Source organism: Parasphingorhabdus sp. W113, from assembly GCF_055693205.1.
The window spans coordinates 1,159,845-1,175,877 of sequence record NZ_CM146328.1 but is presented as its reverse complement, the minus strand read 5'-3'; the positions used below and the strand labels follow the sequence as shown (position 1 = coordinate 1,175,877).

Annotated in this window: 18 protein-coding genes, 1 tRNA gene and 1 pseudogene; 5 read left to right on the top strand and 15 right to left on the bottom strand. The window is 58.0% G+C overall.

Annotated elements, in window-relative coordinates:
- Positions 1-14 precede the first annotated feature (14 nt).
- The 5 genes from ACZ1GS_RS05580 to ACZ1GS_RS05560 form a co-directional block, all read right to left on the bottom strand.
- Positions 15-91, bottom strand: a tRNA-Arg gene (locus ACZ1GS_RS05580).
- A gap of 42 nt (positions 92-133) precedes the next feature.
- Entirely contained in the window at positions 134-676 is a 543-nt protein-coding gene (locus ACZ1GS_RS05575; protein WP_472697501.1) for a DUF1178 family protein, read from the bottom strand.
- The gene (locus ACZ1GS_RS05570; protein WP_472697500.1) at positions 673-1,512 is read right to left on the bottom strand and encodes a carbon-nitrogen hydrolase family protein; all 840 of its coding nucleotides are present in this window, start codon (positions 1,510-1,512) and stop codon (positions 673-675) included. Before ACZ1GS_RS05570 ends, ACZ1GS_RS05575 begins: the two co-directional genes overlap by 4 nt.
- Positions 1,513-1,770 carry a glutaredoxin 3 gene (gene grxC, locus ACZ1GS_RS05565; protein ID WP_472698069.1) on the bottom strand — a complete coding sequence of 86 codons (258 nt, stop codon included), beginning with the start codon at positions 1,768-1,770 and terminating at the stop codon, positions 1,513-1,515.
- Positions 1,771-1,853: 83 nt separating this feature from the next.
- A complete protein-coding gene (locus tag ACZ1GS_RS05560) occupies positions 1,854-2,600 on the bottom strand; it encodes a ComF family protein (protein WP_472697499.1) in 747 nt (248 codons plus the stop codon).
- Between the two features lie 16 nt (positions 2,601-2,616).
- Between ACZ1GS_RS05560 and ACZ1GS_RS05555 the strand changes: the two are divergent.
- Positions 2,617-2,997 (top strand): annotated as a pseudogene (locus ACZ1GS_RS05555) (SAM-dependent methyltransferase); the annotation flags it as partial.
- A gap of 471 nt (positions 2,998-3,468) precedes the next feature.
- Here ACZ1GS_RS05555 and ACZ1GS_RS05550 read toward each other — a convergent pair.
- Positions 3,469-3,924, bottom strand: a complete 456-nt coding sequence (locus ACZ1GS_RS05550; protein ID WP_472697498.1) for a (deoxy)nucleoside triphosphate pyrophosphohydrolase — start codon at positions 3,922-3,924, stop codon at positions 3,469-3,471.
- Between the two features lie 94 nt (positions 3,925-4,018).
- On the opposite strand from ACZ1GS_RS05550, the gene ACZ1GS_RS05545 reads away from it, so the two are divergent.
- The gene (locus ACZ1GS_RS05545) at positions 4,019-4,192 is read left to right on the top strand and encodes a Flp family type IVb pilin (protein WP_472697497.1); all 174 of its coding nucleotides are present in this window, start codon (positions 4,019-4,021) and stop codon (positions 4,190-4,192) included.
- Between the two features lie 116 nt (positions 4,193-4,308).
- Entirely contained in the window at positions 4,309-4,473 is a 165-nt protein-coding gene (locus ACZ1GS_RS05540; protein WP_472697496.1) for a Flp family type IVb pilin, read from the top strand.
- 101 nt (positions 4,474-4,574) lie between these two features.
- Here ACZ1GS_RS05540 and ACZ1GS_RS05535 read toward each other — a convergent pair whose 3' ends face one another.
- The 5 genes from ACZ1GS_RS05535 to ACZ1GS_RS05515 form a co-directional block, all read right to left on the bottom strand.
- Positions 4,575-6,086: a M48 family metalloprotease gene (locus ACZ1GS_RS05535; RefSeq protein ID WP_472697495.1), complete on the bottom strand. Its 1,512-nt coding sequence runs from the start codon at positions 6,084-6,086 to the stop codon at positions 4,575-4,577.
- A 121-nt stretch (positions 6,087-6,207) separates the two neighbouring features.
- Positions 6,208-7,155, bottom strand: coding sequence for an acetyl-CoA carboxylase carboxyltransferase subunit alpha (locus ACZ1GS_RS05530; RefSeq protein ID WP_472697494.1), 948 nt, complete (start codon positions 7,153-7,155; stop codon positions 6,208-6,210).
- Between the two features lie 31 nt (positions 7,156-7,186).
- A complete protein-coding gene (locus tag ACZ1GS_RS05525) occupies positions 7,187-8,083 on the bottom strand; it encodes a tyrosine recombinase (protein ID WP_472697493.1) in 897 nt (298 codons plus the stop codon).
- Positions 8,084-8,139: 56 nt separating this feature from the next.
- On the bottom strand, positions 8,140-9,987 hold the full coding sequence (locus ACZ1GS_RS05520) for a hypothetical protein (RefSeq protein WP_472697492.1): 1,848 nt from the start codon (positions 9,985-9,987) through the stop codon (positions 8,140-8,142).
- A gap of 6 nt (positions 9,988-9,993) precedes the next feature.
- Complete coding sequence (locus ACZ1GS_RS05515; RefSeq protein ID WP_472697491.1) at positions 9,994-10,131, bottom strand: hypothetical protein; 138 nt, start codon at positions 10,129-10,131, stop codon at positions 9,994-9,996.
- Between the two features lie 105 nt (positions 10,132-10,236).
- Here ACZ1GS_RS05515 and ACZ1GS_RS05510 point away from each other — a divergent pair, with 105 nt between their 5' ends.
- Complete coding sequence (locus tag ACZ1GS_RS05510) at positions 10,237-10,800, top strand: shikimate kinase (protein WP_472697490.1); 564 nt, start codon at positions 10,237-10,239, stop codon at positions 10,798-10,800.
- Positions 10,797-11,897, top strand: a complete 1,101-nt coding sequence (gene aroB / locus ACZ1GS_RS05505) for a 3-dehydroquinate synthase (protein ID WP_472697489.1) — start codon at positions 10,797-10,799, stop codon at positions 11,895-11,897. Before ACZ1GS_RS05510 ends, aroB begins: the two co-directional genes overlap by 4 nt.
- 16 nt (positions 11,898-11,913) lie before the next feature.
- Here aroB and ACZ1GS_RS05500 read toward each other — a convergent pair whose 3' ends face one another.
- From ACZ1GS_RS05500 to radA, 4 genes are read right to left on the bottom strand one after another with little or no spacing between them, the layout of a single operon-like run.
- On the bottom strand, positions 11,914-13,665 hold the full coding sequence (locus ACZ1GS_RS05500) for a monovalent cation:proton antiporter-2 (CPA2) family protein (RefSeq protein WP_472697488.1): 1,752 nt from the start codon (positions 13,663-13,665) through the stop codon (positions 11,914-11,916).
- Positions 13,666-13,688: 23 nt separating this feature from the next.
- On the bottom strand, positions 13,689-14,129 hold the full coding sequence (locus tag ACZ1GS_RS05495) for an iron-sulfur cluster assembly scaffold protein (RefSeq protein WP_472697487.1): 441 nt from the start codon (positions 14,127-14,129) through the stop codon (positions 13,689-13,691).
- Positions 14,126-14,650 carry a CvpA family protein gene (locus ACZ1GS_RS05490; protein WP_472697486.1) on the bottom strand — a complete coding sequence of 175 codons (525 nt, stop codon included), beginning with the start codon at positions 14,648-14,650 and terminating at the stop codon, positions 14,126-14,128. Before ACZ1GS_RS05490 ends, ACZ1GS_RS05495 begins: the two co-directional genes overlap by 4 nt.
- Positions 14,651-14,659: 9 nt before the next feature.
- Positions 14,660-16,024, bottom strand: coding sequence for a DNA repair protein RadA (radA, locus tag ACZ1GS_RS05485; RefSeq protein WP_472697485.1), 1,365 nt, complete (start codon positions 16,022-16,024; stop codon positions 14,660-14,662).
- Positions 16,025-16,033 lie beyond the last annotated feature (9 nt).

Here is a 16,033-nt window from a genome sequence, read left to right as displayed (position 1 = left end):
ATCCCAACAGCTAGTGGTGCGCCCGACAGGATTCGAACCTGTGGCCTCCAGATTAGGAATCTGATGCTCTATCCACCTGAGCTACGGGCGCTTTATCGACGGACGTTTAAGCCACTCTCGCAGGTTTCACCAGTCAATTTTGTTGTTCCGGCGGGGTAATCGGAACCAGCAGCGGCGCGATTTCGACACCCTCTTCTTCCAGTTCCACGGCGTCATCGAGGGACGCGGTACCGTGAATGGGTTTGGCTTCCTTGTCGCCATAATGAATCGCCCGGGCCTCATCCGCAAATTTGCCGCCGACCCATTCCGACTGCGCTAGCATCTTTTCTTGCGCCTTGGCCAGTTTACCGATCAATTCCTGATATTCCGCCGGCACCGGGACCCCGCCGCTCGATGCCACCGGTGCTTCTGGCGTCGGGGCGCCTGTGGTGTTGGCTGTGGCGGCAGCTGTGGTGTCGGTCGCTTGTTCAGGCTGCCCGGACGACTGACCTACGCTGGTCTGATTGCCCTTTTTGCCGACATTGGGTGCCATGACGGCCTTCATCACCGTGGCGCAGTCACAGACCGGACAATGGACCAGGCCCTTGGCTTGCTGATCCTCAAAATCCGCAGACGAGCCAAACCAGCCTTCAAAAAGATGCTGGCCGTCCTTACAGATCAAATCGAAAACGATCATCCTGTCTCTCCCGGCAGCTGAAAGACCCGGCGGTTCTCAATTGCAGGCACCTGTCCGCGGACATCCTTCAGTCTGGTCCAATCAATATCGCAGGTCGCTACGCCGGTTCCGCTTTCCATGTCGAGCAGCACCTCGCCCCAGGGATCGACGACCAGCGAGTGGCCGTAAGTTTCACGCCCGTCTTCATGTTTGCCGCATTGCGCGGCGGCAACGACAAAGGCGCCGGCTTCAATCGCCCTTGCCCTCAGCAAAACCTCCCAATGGGCCTGACCGGTCGGCACGGTGAACGCGGCCGGAACTGTCAACAACCCCGCTCCCGCATCGGTCAGCGCGGTGTACAGGGCTGCAAAGCGCACGTCATAACAGATCGACAATCCCAGTTTGACGGCCCCGATGTCGGCAACCACCGCCGCTGTTCCGGGATCATAGGCCGAGGACTCTTTCCAGCTTTCACCAGAAGACAGCGCGACATCGAACAAGTGGATCTTGTCATAACGCGCCGCAATGTCGCCATTGGGCGCAATGACGAAGGACCGGTTCACCGCCTTGTCGCTATCGCTCCGGTCGGATTTCAGTGCGAGCGAGCCCAGCGCAACCCATGTTCCGGTTTCCGCTGCCGCATCGCGCGCCACTTGCAGCACCGCGTCATCCTGCTCGCGGCAGATATGGGTCTGCGCCCGGCTGCGCTTGCGGTCCAATAATCCGGTCATTTCCGGCGTGAAGATTATCTCCGCGCCTTGTTTTGCCGCGTCAGCAATATCGGCTTGCAACCGGATAGCGTTGGCAGCAGGGTCAATGCCGCTGCACATTTGTGCCAAGGCGATACGTTGGATCATCTAGCCCGCCAGCAAGGCGTCCAGTTTGCCATCTTCCTCGAGCATAGCGAGTTCGTCAGAACCCCCAATATGCTGTCCGTTGATGAAGATTTGCGGCACGGTGGCCCCACCATTGGCGCGTTGAATCATTTCGGCCCGCTTGGGACCGCCCATGGTGATGTCGGTTTCCTCAAACGCCACATTCTTGTGCGAGAGCAAGGCTTTTGCGCGCGCGCAATAGCCGCATGTGAATTTCGTGTAGATTTCAACCTTCGCCATAACGTGCTCATATCCTTTGTCTTCGTCTTTCAGATGGTCTTTCGCAAGGCAGATTGCAACACCCGTGGAGCTGCGCATCGACATTATCCCGGCTGACTGGTTTGCTCCGTCACCACTCGGGCCCAGCAAAAAACCAGAATCTTGCCAGCCCCCGCCCGCTTGAGAGTCCGCGCGCACGCATTGGCAGTGGCGCCGCTGGTGTAAACATCGTCAACCAGCACCACCGGTCTCCCGGCCAAGACCGGTTTTATCCCGGCATTTGCAGCAAAGGCCCTGTTCACTAACCGATGGCGTTGATTGGCCGTTAATCCGCGGAGCGGCGGAGTTGACCGCAATCGGACCAGAGCATCGGGATAGAGAGTGCAGCCGCTGTGTTTTGACAAGGCCCGACCGATCAGCACGGACTGATTAAATCCGCGCGACCATATCCGCCACCGATGCAAAGGCACGGGCACAATCATGGCATCCTGCGGAATGGAATCCTGAAACCGCATCATCTGCTGCCCGATCAGGTCCGCCAAACCCAGTCGCGCACCATATTTTAGCCGGAGCGCGGCTTTGGCGCTGTGATCATCATATGCCACCACTGCGCGCACGCCGTCATGGTTCAGAGGCGAAATCAGACAATTCGCGCAAAGGGCGTCAGCATCCTGTTCAAAAGCAAACGGCATGCCGCACGAAGCGCACCAGGGTGGGTTGATCAGGGACAACTGGCTCCAGCATGTCAGGCAAAACCGGTTGTCCGCATCGACAATCACCCCGCAGATCGGACAGCGGGGCGGGAGCGCAAAGTCCAGAAGCGGCTTGGTCAGGGACGAGAAAAAAGCCATTAACTCTTGTCGCCCGATGCCGTCACAGGCACAAGGCCGCATGGCTTCGGGCACGGATGATAGAGAGATATTTGATCGTCGGCGACGGCGACATTTCAGGGACCGGGCGTTCGCACGGACCGGGGCGGATGGCTTTCTGAATCGTATCTTGACCGAAGAACTGGTAGACCGCCTTGCCGATGTGAAGCGTGAATTCGCGGATTGCCTAGTGATCGGGCAGGCTGCGCCGGACTTGCGCGTGGCCTTGCAGGAGCGCGCCATCCATGCCGTGTTTGCCGATGCCAGCTTCGGATATGCCGATGCGCAAGGCGGAGTCCAATGCGATGAGGACCGCTTACCATTTGCGGACCACAGCTTTGATCTGGTCATCAACATCGCGACCCTGGACAGCGTCAACGATCTCCCCGGCGCGCTTCGCCTAGCCTGCCGGGTTTTGCGGCCAGATGGGTTTTTCCTCGCCGGATTTGTCGGCGCGGAGAGCCTGACCGCGCTGAAAGACATTTTGATGGCCGCCGAGGGTGATCGGATCTCGGCGCATGTCCACCCCCAAATCGACATTCGCACCGCTGGAGATCTGATGGCCCGCGCCGGATTCGCGCTGCCGGTGGTGGACAGCGACAATCTCCGCCTGCGTTATAGCGCGCTCGACCGGCTCATTGCCGATATCCGTGATATGGGCGGCGGCAATATATTACAGTCCGGACCGGACGCCCTGCCCCGGATGACCGTGGCGCATGCGCTGGCCAACTTTGCTGCGCGGCAGGAACCGGATGGCAAGGTGAGCGAGCAGATTGAACTAATCTATCTGTGCGGCTGGTCGCCCCATCCTGACCAGCCCGTTCCAGCCAAACGGGGCAGCGGTCAGATGTCACTCAAGTCCGCGCTGCGGAAAAACCGCCCGGCTAGCGTCGTCCTGGCAAGCGGCGATGAGCTGGTCCACCAAAGGGCCATCTGCTGGCGGCATATCAAGGGCGTGCAATTCCGCTATTGGTGACCATTGCAGAGCGGCCTCTTCCTGGCTTGCTGGCGCCCCATTCCATTTGCGGCATCTATAAAGCAGCAGCAGCAAGTGTTTCTCGCCAAGCGGCTCGCTGGCAAAGGCAACCGGTTCGAGATCCTCGATCGCGACCGCGATATCGAGCTCTTCGTTCAGCTCGCGGACCAAGGCCGCTTCGGGCACTTCACCGGCCTCAACCTTGCCACCCGGAAACTCCCAAAGCCCCGCCATAGGCCGCCCTGCCGGCCGCTTCTGGACCAGAACCCGACCGGAATCGTCGATCAATGCCGCCGCAACGACAAACAGATATGTCGGATTATTTTCCATTTTTTTTCGCGATGTAAGGATTTTGTTAATCCCTTTCTGTGAAATACCAAATCGTTCACAACGTAGCAGATCTTTTATTTATGCGGAGAGGGTTATGATCAGATTGTTGAAAAAAATCCATCTCTCCGAAAGAGGTGCAACGGCCGTGGAATATGGTCTGATTTTGGCGTTAGTCGCGCTCGCTGCCATTGTAGCGATAAGCGGTCTTGCCAATACAACAGGCAATATGTGGGATGATGTCGCCGACAAGGTGGTTGAAAGTTCCTGACGGCCAAAGTGCTTTAAACATTTGTAAAGAATTTGGTTCTACTGTGTTGAATATCGATCGATTACTACAGATCGATTTGGGTAAGTGAAGTGAATTTGTCATATAGGAGACCAGACATGAAACTCGTACGTAAAATGTTCAAGAACGAAGAAGGCGCAACGGCTATTGAATACGGCCTGATCGCTGCTCTGATCGCTGTTGCAGCCATCGTTGCAATGGGTCAGCTGGGTAACACCCTCAGCAACACCTTCTCCGAAGTTGATACTTCGATGCAGGGCTAATCTCCGGATTAGATACCAAATTGGAGACGGCAGCCTTCACCGGCTGCCGTCTTTTTTGTGCCTGCGAGACGCGCGATGCCAGCCGCAGTTTCGCAAGAGCCTCAATAAGTGACGATCTTGACCTTCTGCCCTACCTGCAACCGATCGCTGGCCCGCAACCGGTTGAGTACCAGAAAACGGTCCTTCTGATAGCTGGTATAAGCCATTTTGGCAGCGAGACTGTCAATCGTGTCTCCCGATCGCACCGTAACCACATCAATCTTGCGCGGTTTTATCGCCGCCGCTTCGCTGGTCGAAAGCCGATTGACGCTTTGATACATCGGCGAAAAGACCGATGCCCTGCCAGCCGGCGCCAAAGTCGCAAAGTGGAAAGCACTGGATTTGGAAAACTCGTAGGCGAATATCGTGACATCTACCTGTCCGCTCCGGCCGCTAACCCGGCCGATTGCATAAGCCGCAGGCAGACCATTGACTGTCGTGCGTTGAATATCGCCATAAGCAATCTCCTGCCCCTTGCCCGACAAGGACTTGAAGGCCGCCGCGATATAGCTTGTCATATTTCCATTATAGGCACCGGTGGTGAACTGGCCTTGTCCACTCGATCCATTAATTGTCACTGCCCGGGTGCCATTTTGCATCGAAAATCCGTTGGGCACGGCAAATTTCAGCTTCAGATCAGGATGCAGAAACTGATTGCCCTCGATCACCCCCTGCTTGGGATCATCGCCATAGAGAACGCCATCGAGATTCTGAAGAAAGACGGCCCGATTGCGTTTGCTCGACGTCGCGCCGGTTTTCCCGGCATTTCTCGCCGCCCGCGAAACCCGTTGCGCAGGATCAGGGTGGGTGCTTGCCCATTCCGGAACGCCGCGCGCATCCCGGCCGGCCAAACGGGCGTCAATCGCCGATTGCGACGCGAGCGAAGCCAGCATGGTCGACAGCGCCTGCGGATCATAGCCCGCGGAAGCGAGATATTGAATGCCGAGATCATCGGCTTCATATTCCTGTTTGCGGGAATAGCGCAGCGTCAACAACTGACTGCCTTTACCAAAGACTTCCTGCCCCAGCTTTCCCAGAGAGGAATCGCCGAGCAGAACCGCTGCGCCAATCTGTCCGATCGCGCCCAATATGCTGTTTCTTTTGGCGGCTTTCTGTCGTTTCTGGCCATGGCGCGCTGCGACATGCCCGACCTCATGACCCAATACGCCCGCCATTTCGGCTTCGTCATTCATCAGGGCCATAAGTTGCCGGGTGAGGTAGACATAGCCGCCAGGGATCGCAAATGCATTGTTGACCGGGCTGTTCAGCAAGGTGACGGTAAAGTCGCTACGCGCATCGCCCAAGCCGGATTGCACAGCGATATTCTGCCCGATGCGCACGACATAAGCCGATTGCGGACCGGTATAGGCGCCGCCAAATTCCTGCATCAATTGCGGGTGGGCTTCGGCGCCTTTGGCCTTGTCTGCCGCTGAAATCGTGCGGACTTCGCCCCTTTCCACCGCGGCATCACTGCCCGCAGATTCGACCGCTCCAGCATCCGCCCCCGAGCCGGTGCACGCCATTAAAGACAGGATCGCGACCGTGGTTAGCAATTTGGGTGATATGGGTTTCATGCGACTCTCCTTGTCAAAACTCTACAATAGAGGGTCAGACAACGGAAGGGTCGGGCATGTAAATAGCTGTTCAAAAGCACGGCGCTGGTCGTCTATTTGCCTCCGCCAGTCGAGAAAATTTCTATAAACTACCGATTTTAAGGAATTTTTCTCGGCGCATCGAACGCAGTTCTTTCCGGCTCATATCCTGTAGCGCTTCAATTTCGGCCATGATCGCCTTGCCGAGCGTCGCAATTGCCAGGTCACGATCGCGGTGGGCGCCACCAACCGGCTCTTTAACGATGCGATCAATGACACCGAGCTTCTTCAAGTTTTGCGCGGTTATCTTCATCGCATCCGCGGCAACGTCGGCTTTGTCTCCCGTGCGCCAGAGAATTGAGGCACACCCTTCCGGTGAAATGACCGAATAGACTGCATGTTCGAACATCAGCACCCGCTCCGCCGCAGCGAGCGCAACCGCGCCGCCAGAACCGCCTTCACCGACAATGACCGCCACCATGGGCACACCCAGTGACAGACATTTTTCGGTCGAGCGCGCAATTGCTTCTGCCTGACCACGCTCTTCAGCGGACACGCCGGGAAACGCGCCAGACGTATCGACCAAAGTGATGACCGGGAGCGAAAACCGATCCGCCAGATCCATCAGACGGATGGCCTTGCGATAGCCTTCCGGCTTCCCCATGCCGAAATTGTGCCGCAAACGGCTTTCGGTATCGTCCCCTTTTTCATGGCCGATGACGACGACCCGTTGATCCCCTTTTCGCGCCAGACCGCCAATAATGGCCTGGTCATTACCGAAATTGCGATCGCCGCCAAGCGGGATGAATTCATCGAACAGGCCGGCGACGAAATCCTTGAAATGGGGGCGGTCGGGATGCCGCGCGACCAGGGTTTTCTGCCAGGGCGACAGGCGCGCATAGGTATCGCGCAGCAATTTGGCAGACTTTGCCTGCAATTTGGCGATCTCTGATTCGATATCCAGAGAGCCTTCGTCAGCCGTTTCTCGCAACTCGATGATCCGGGATTCCAGCGCGGCGATCGGCTTCTCAAAATCAAGAAATGATGTCATCTCTTTCGGTTAGAACTGCTGAGCAGAAACGTCAACGCGAGAGATCATGTTGAGTCAGTGGATGACGCCGGTTAACCAGCTCGACCAGGCGCGCGCTGTCGACATGGGTATAAATCTGAGTGGTGCTGATATCGCTATGCCCCAGCAACGTCTGCAAGGCACGAAGATCGGCTCCGCCTTCCAGCAAATGTGTGGCAAAAGCGTGGCGCAGGACATGCGGGCTGACTTTTCCGGGGTTGATATCCGCCTGCACGGCAAGCTGCTTGACGATCTGAAACAGCCTTATCCGGCTCAAATGACCGGTTCTGGAAGGGAATAGATAGGTCTCATCCTCCTTGAGAAACCGTGCCCAGCGGCGCACCGCCTTGCGGGCCTGATCCGAAATCGGAACCAGCCGCTCCTTGCCGCCTTTTCCGCGAACGATCAGAAACGGCTTGTCTTCCTGAACGGCCCGGCGCGGCAAAGCAGCGAGTTCGCTAACCCGCAAGCCGGATCCGTAAAGCAATTCGATCACCGCCGCCAGGCGTGCGTCATTGGGTTTGACGGTCTCGGCGTCCAGTTTCGCCGCGATGACCGCGAACAGGCGCGCCACTTCTTCATGAGACAATATTTTCGGTAGCGATCGGAGGCTGCCCGGGCGCGGCAAGGCATCGGACGGGTCATCAGCACGGAGCCCTTCTTCCTGAAGAAATCCGAAAAACCGGCGTAGCGACGAGGATTTGCGCGCGATGCTGGCATTTTTGAGATCGCTCCAGTTGCTTGCCAGGGATTCCAGCTGCGCGCGATCCGCTGCGGTCAGACGCCCTTTGCAATGACCGGATGCCTGCTCCAGATCGGACCGGTATGCTTGCAGCGTGTTGGGCGAAGCACCGCCTTCCACCGCCATCATTTCCAGGAACCGGTCTAGCGAGACTGCATCATCATCCATGCTCAAATCCAATAGACCGTGGCTACGGTCTTGGAAAGGAGGAGATCATGACCTTATCATGTTCGCGATAGTGCTTCGGCGGCAATCATCCGGGCTTCCGCTTCCATGCCGACCCGTTTCAAGGACCGTGTAATATAATAGAGATGCAGCGGCGACATGGCTTGCCAGTCTCTGCCCTGCATGCCAACGGCCGCCAACAGGGCAACTGTACCACCCTGCCCGCGCTGGGCAGCGGAACGAATGGCACCGGTCCAGCGTGAACTGGCTGTCAGGTCAATCGAGAGATCGCCCGAAAATTCCTGCAGCGCTTGTGCATCGACACGATTCAGTCCAGCGAGCGCAGCCAGCAAAAACTTGCTTTTCAACTGACCGCTGCTGTCATCATTATCTGCAAATTCGTCAAGCGCATCATAGCTGACCGAGACAACCGTCTCCGGAGCCGCGACCGCCAGCAACGCCCAAGCTTCGCTGCCTGCTGTTGTCTGGCTTGCCCAAAGCGCGGCGTTGCGATCATAGCCGGCGCTCAGCATCGACGCGATCAAATCTGCGCTTTGCTCCGCAAGCCCTTGCGATGCCGGTATTTTTGCTGCAGCACGAGCCGTCAATATCTTCGCTGAATAGGTGGCCAGCGGTCCCGTCGAGCGGTTCCACAAATCCTGCATTGCCTCCACACGTTCGCTACTGGTTCCACTGGTATAGGCTTGTCGCAAGGTTGATGCGCGGGCTTTCAAATCGTCGCTGGCATCAGGATCTTCATAGGTTACCGAATAGAGATCAACCATGGCACGGTTGGACAACACGCCCAATGCAGCGGCCGTATCGGCGGCCTTCATCCGTGAATTTTTGGACAACATCGGCGCGCGCACCCGCCAGCCTTGGACATGCCGTCCGGCCTGTCCATAGAGGCGATCCGGCGGTTCCACGCCGGTGGCGGCACCGAGGCCAAAGCGCCAATTGTTGAAAAATTCAATGTCATCCCACTTGATCGTGACCGCTCGGCGTCCCTCAAAGCCCGCACCCACGGCTTTTTCTGCGAGCAGATAGTCGATCCCGGTGGCCACCTTGTTGCGGCGAGCGGATCGCAGAAGCGACGTCGCGCGACTCTGCTCCCCGGCGAAGGAGGCACAAATCGGGCGGAACAAATCCCAGGTTGGAGCATCAGACACCCGCGCACCGCCTTCAACATAGGGGCACATTCCCGCAGGATCGGCGGTGGCAAGATGGGCTTGCATGGCGACTTCATATAGCCGCTGGGTAAAATTACCGGCATCGACCTTGAGCACCAGCGCCCGTGCCGCTTCGGCTTCGCCGATCAACAAAAGACGCCAGGCCCGTTCAGCCACCCAGTCCGCAGGATTGACGTTATCCGGACTGTTCACTTCGCTCAACAAGGTGCGGCGCAACAGGATGGATCCCCAGCGCGAAATAATCGGCCCGTCAAGATTGCGGATCAAATTGGTCAGATACTGCCCGCCTTCCGCACCGAAGCCATCGGCTGCAATACCGCCTGTATCTTCGGTCAGAACGCCAACCTGCTTCATCGATCGTCGGGCGCCGGCGGCCAGATAATATTGCGGCCGCAATGCGTCATCCAGTTCACTCAGGTCGCCGTCTTCATCGAGATCGAGGAGCGAGGACGGCGGCCGGATTGCAACACTGGGCCCGGAACCGCTGTCGGGCACCGTGGCCGGCGTGGCGGCGGATGGCGGTGTCGGTCGACTGGTGGTCGGACCGGGTGCCGGTGTTGGCGCCGGACTTGGCGCTGGCGTCGGAGCGGGTGCCGGGGCCGGGTCACCAAATCCAGGTGGCAATAGCGATTCCGGAGAACTTTGTCCCAGAACCGGCAGCGACATCGCCAAAGCGGCAAGGCCAGTCGTGGCAAAAGCGATTTTTTTCCAACCCATGCGCATCTACTCGCTCAATTCCTTACCGATCACCGGCTTTTCTACCGGACCGACATCCTGTTCGACATCCATGGATGCGAGCAGAACCATCGCGGCAATCACAACAGCAAGAAAGACGATAAGGAAAACCAGATTACGCGGCATGAGTGTTCAACTGACTTTCTTCCATCCCAATAACAATCCGGAAACGCATTGCATTTTGCACTCGTCTCCATCCTCTGTATAGCCTTTGCCTCAATGGACAAAAACATGAAAGACCCTTTTCAGCCTTCCGCCGAAGAATCCGGTGAAGAGTGCAAGATATCCTCCGACAAGCCTTTGGTTTTGATCGGATTAATGGGTGTGGGCAAAACCACCGTCGGCCGCCGGCTGGCAAAACGGCTTGACCTGCCCTTCGTAGACGCGGATGAGGAAATTGAAAAGGCAGCCGATCTGAAGATTTCCGAGATTTTTGAGCGGTTTGGTGAAGAATATTTCCGCGATGGGGAACGCCGCGTCATTGCCCGGCTGATGGAAGACAAGCGGCAAGTCATCGCCACCGGCGGCGGCGCATTCATGAATGATCAGACTCGTGCCTTGATCCTGAATCAGGCCACTGCCATTTGGCTGGATGCGGACATTGATATCCTGGTCAAACGGGTGGCACGGCGCGATACGCGGCCGTTGTTGCGCCAGGGCGACCCGGAAAAAATCCTGCGGGATCTGGCCGAAAAACGCAATCCGATCTACGCGCAAGCCCATGTGCATGTGACCGGAAATGATGCACCGCATGAATTGACTGTTGAAAAGATAATCGAGGCCCTGACGGCATGACCACTATTACCGTTGACCTCGCTGGCGAGGCCTATGACATTATCGTTACAACCGGACTATTGGATCAAGCGGGCCGCCAGTTAGCGCCGCTTTTGGCCAATAATCGCACGTTCATCATTACCGATGACCAGGTTGGCCACCATTATCTGGCCCCGCTTGAAGCCAATCTCAGCAAAGCCGGAATCGCGTCGCATAGTCTAGTTGTCGAAGCGGGCGAAAAGGCCAAAAGCTGGCAAAATCTCGAGCGGGTGACGGACTGGCTGCTCGAACAAGGTGCGGAACGTTCCGACCTGCTGATCGCCTTGGGTGGCGGAGTGATTGGCGATCTCACCGGTTTTGCAGCGGCCATTATGAAGCGCGGCTGTGGCTTCATTCAGATACCCACCAGTCTGCTCGCTCAGGTCGACAGCAGCGTTGGTGGAAAGACCGCGATCAATAGCCGCGCCGGGAAAAATCTCATCGGCCGATTCAACCAGCCCCGCCGGGTGCTGATTGATCCGCTGGTGCTGAACAGCCTGCCCGACAGAGAGCTCCGCGCCGGCTATGCCGAGGTGGTCAAATATGGCCTGATCAACGACGCGGATTTCTTCAGTTGGTGCGAACAGAACAGCGCCGACCTGCTCGCCCGCGACCCGGACGCGCTCACCCACGCGATCATCCACAGCGTCAAAACCAAGGCCGCGATTGTCATCGAAGACGAGCTTGAACTCACTGGCCGCCGCGCGTTGCTCAACCTCGGGCACACCTTTGGTCATGCGCTCGAGGCCGAAACCGGTTATTCGGACGCACTGGTCCATGGCGAAGCAGTCGCTGCGGGCATGGCCCTCGCTTTTCATTATTCCGTCCGCCGCGGCCATTGTCCGGCTGACCACGCGGCGCGGGTGGAACACCATCTCAAGCGTAGCGGACTGCCCCATGATCTCGCGTCAGCGGGCGTCGATGCCAGCGGCGAGACATTGGTCAATCACATGTTGCATGACAAGAAAATGAGCGGTGGAAACCTGCCGTTCCTGCTCGCCAATGGCATTGGTGAAACCTATCTGGCCAAAGATGTGGATCTGCAGGATGTCGCGGCGTTTCTCGATCAGCCCGGCTGATCTGACCAACCGCTGATCAATCCCCGCCGTCGCGCTGCGCGCCCAGTCCAAATCCCAGATGACGCCCGGCCATCATGTCACCGGACGCGCGCTGGGCTTCGAGCCGGTCGCAATCCAGTTGCCGGAACTCGCGGTCAACCTCGTCAATCAGCGAATCATCAACATCTATGGCGATCATCGCCTGCCGCGCCAGATGGATCGCCGATTCAAACACTTCCCGCTTGGCACCGGCAATGCCGGCCTTTTTGACCTCGAGCAGATGCACCCGGTCATAGGCCCGCACAAACAGCTTCGCGTCGGGAAACGCCAAAGCGATATTCTCGAGTTTTTCGGCGTTGAACTCATTGCCATCCATGCAAAACACAATGGCGGCGCACTGATCTGCCCCCGCCCCGCGCAGCAGATCGACACGCGTGCCATCGCCATAGAAAACTTTGCGGCCAAATTTCTGGCTGACGCCAATTTGCTGAGGTTTGACATCGATGATGGTGACCGAGATATTGGCGCCATTCAGCATCTGAGCGACGGTCTGGCCAAAACGCCCGTGACCGACCACGATGATCGACGCCTGATCCGCCAGCGAGGGATCGTCCAGATCGGCATCACCGGCGGCAGTAGACACGGTAAAGCGCTCGGCGATCAGCATCAGCAGCGGCGTGGTGGCCATGGATACAGTGATAACCGCGCCAAATAAACTGCTCGCCTCGGGCTGTATCAGCAACGCCTGCTCGGCCTCTGCAAACAGGACGAAACCAAATTCGCCGCCCTGACTCAGCAACATGCCCATGCCGAGTGCGGGCATCGTGTCCATACCGAACAGTTTTCCAAGGCCGAAAATAATTGCGATCTTGGTGATCACCAGAACTGCAGCGGCGCCAAAGACAAAGCCCGTATTCTGGGCGATCACATCAAGGTCGAGCATCATCCCGACCGCGAGGAAAAAGAAGCCGAGCAGCAACGATCGGAACGGATCAATATCCGCTTCCAGTTCGTGTCGGTAGGGTGAATTGGCCAGCATCACGCCTGCCAGAAACGCGCCCAGCGCTGGCGACAGGCCGATGACTTCCATCAACGCCGCGCTGCCGCAAACCGCGACCAGACCGGCGACGATGAACAATTCGCGTTCGGCGATTTTGCCAATCAGTTCGAGCAATGGCTGCAGCAAATAGCGGCCAGCCAATATCAAACCACCAATAGCCAGAACGCCGAACAGGGCCGTTTGCCAGGCCGGCAATGCGCCAGCTTCCGGCGGCGCGCGGGACAAGACCGCGATGATGGTGAGCAGCGGGATAATCGACAAATCCTGAAACAGCAGGATTGAGAAGGCTTTCTCTCCCGTGGGCGTGTTGAGGCGGCCCGATGATTGCAGCATTGGCAGCACCTGCGCAGTCGACGACAAGGCCAGTGGCAAGCCCAGCGCAATGGCCGCACCAAAGGTGAAATTGGTCGTCGCCATGATCAGGATGAACAGCGCAATTCCGCAGAACACAACCTGACTCATACCCAATCCGAAAATCGCCTTTTTCAGCCGCATGAGCCGCGCCGGGGCGAGTTCCAGCCCGACCAGAAAGAGCAGCAATATGATCCCGATCTCGGAAAATTCGAGGATCGTTTCCCCTTCGCTGATCAGCCCGAATCCTGCTGGTCCGATCAAGATACCGGCGATCAAATAGCCCAAAACCGCGCCAATGCCGAACCGCCGAAATAGCAGCACCATGACCAAAGCAGCCCCAAGCATGACAAATCCGCCCAGCAGCAGATCACCCATGTGGGTTTCAGCCCCTTCCATCGCTATGCGGCCTCCGATTTCGCGGCCGCGTCGGCGCAGGCGGCCAGGATCGCATCAAACGGCAACAGGATGGCGGCATGCCGCCCCTGGTGCTCTTTGGCCGGCATGAGTTGCTGCATATTTTCCCAATCACCGGGATGATCAGCTTTTCCCGCCAGAAAGTCGCTCAACTGCTGGCGGACGGCGGTGATCTCATCGGCTGCGCGCCCCACTGCTTGCTGTCCCAGAATCGCCGCAGCCGCTTGCCCGAGCGCGCAGGCATGAACCTCGACACCCATTTCTGTGATCCGGCCGTCTGCCGAAAGCGTAACGTCCGCCGCAACCCGGCTCCCACAGGTGCGGGACCGCTGTTCTGCCGTGCCAGCAGGGTTCGGCAATCGGCGCTGATGCGGAATGGAAACCGCAAGACGCAGAATATCCCTGGTATAAAGCGCTTCGCTCATTCCGTTGGGCTTTCTTCGCTCGCGGCAAGATCACGCCGCTCCTCGACAAACTGGACCATCGCCTCACCGCTCGCATTGAGCAGCGGATAAGTCCGCGAATCCGCCACCCATTCCGGGCGTTTTTCATCCGCGCCATACACGCTGTCATAAACCAGGATCACCAACAAATAGGCCAGCGTTGCCCCGATAAGGCCCTTGATCATGCCAAAGCCAAAGCCGAGTACCCGATCGATCGGGCCCAGCAGTGATTTGCGCGATTTGCGGCCCACCGCCTTTGCGATCCCGCGACCGAGCGCGTAGGTAACGATTACAATCGATGCAAAAGCCAGCACCGAAGCGCCGCCTTCATTGCCGATTGGGCCAGTCAGGAAATCGGCCACCGGCGCATGCGCAAATCGCACCGCAAAAATGACCAGAACCCAGGCCATAAGCGACAGAGATTCCTGGACAAAACCGCGCATAAATCCAAAAACCGCTGCTCCGCCCATGAGCACCAAAACAAAAATGTCCAAACCAGTCATAGGCTCTTGCTAGTCACGGCCAAGCATATGGTCAACGAGATTGGCAAGTTGGGCAAAGTTCACACATTTCACACCCTGTGCGGCGGCATCCTTGGACGCCGGAAGCAGCGCCCGGCCAAAGCCCAGTTTCGATGCTTCCTTGAGCCGCAACGGTGTGTTGGAAACCGGACGGATTTCTCCGGAAAGCGCGATTTCCCCAAAAATAACCGCGTCGCTCGGTATCGGTTTTTCGGCATGCGCGGAAATCAGGGCCGCCGCCACCGCGAGATCAGCGGCCGGATCGGTCAGCCGATAACCCCCAGCGACATTCAAATAGACTTCCGCCCCGGAGAAACTCAGTCCGCAACGCGCTTCCAGAACCGCCAATATCATCGCCAGACGCGAGCTGTCCCAACCAACAACCGACCGGCGGGGCGTGGCGCCACTGGCCAGACGCACGGTCAAAGCTTGTATCTCGACCAGCACCGGACGCGTGCCCTCAAGGGCCGGAAACACCGTGGCTCCGGTGACTTCTTCGCTGCGGTCGGTCAGGAACAGAGCGGACGGGTTCTGCACCTCGTCGAGGCCCATTTCGGCCATCGCGAAAACACCGATTTCATCGGTCCCGCCAAAGCGGTTCTTGATCGATCGCAATATCCGGTATTGATGGCTGCGTTCGCCTTCAAAACTCATCACGGTATCGACCATATGCTCGAGCACCCGTGGCCCGGCAATATTGCCATCTTTGGTCACATGCCCGACCAGCATGATCATCGTGCCATGTTCCTTGGCAAATTTGATCAGCTCCTGAGCCGAAGCGCGCACCTGGCTCACCGTCCCGGGCGCCCCTTCGATAAGATCGCTGTGCATGGTCTGGATCGAATCGATGACGACAAAATCCGGCGCGTCCTTGCGCAGCGTCGTCAGAATGTCGCGCACGGACGTTGCCGATGCCAGCTGCACCGGCGCCTTGCCGAGTCCGAGCCGGCGCGCGCGCAGCCGCACCTGATCGGCGGCTTCCTCGCCGGAAATATAGGCCACCGAACAGCCCGCATTGGCAAGCTTGGCCGAAACCTGCAGCAATAATGTCGATTTTCCGATTCCCGGATCCCCGCCCATAAGCGTAGCAGAACCGGCCACCAGCCCTCCACCGATTGCCCGATCAAATTCGGCGATCCCGGTCTTTTTCCGTTCGGGCAGCTGAATGTCCGAATCCAGTCCGACCAGCCGCACCTCGCGGCCGCCGGTCTGCAAATTATGTTTGGCCGCGAAAACCGTGTCCCCGGCTTCTTCCTTCAGCGTATTCCAATCCCCGCAATCCGGGCATTGGCCCTGCCAGCGATGCGAGATTGATCCGCAATTCTGACAGGCATATTTTTTCTTCGGCTTGGCCATCACTATCCC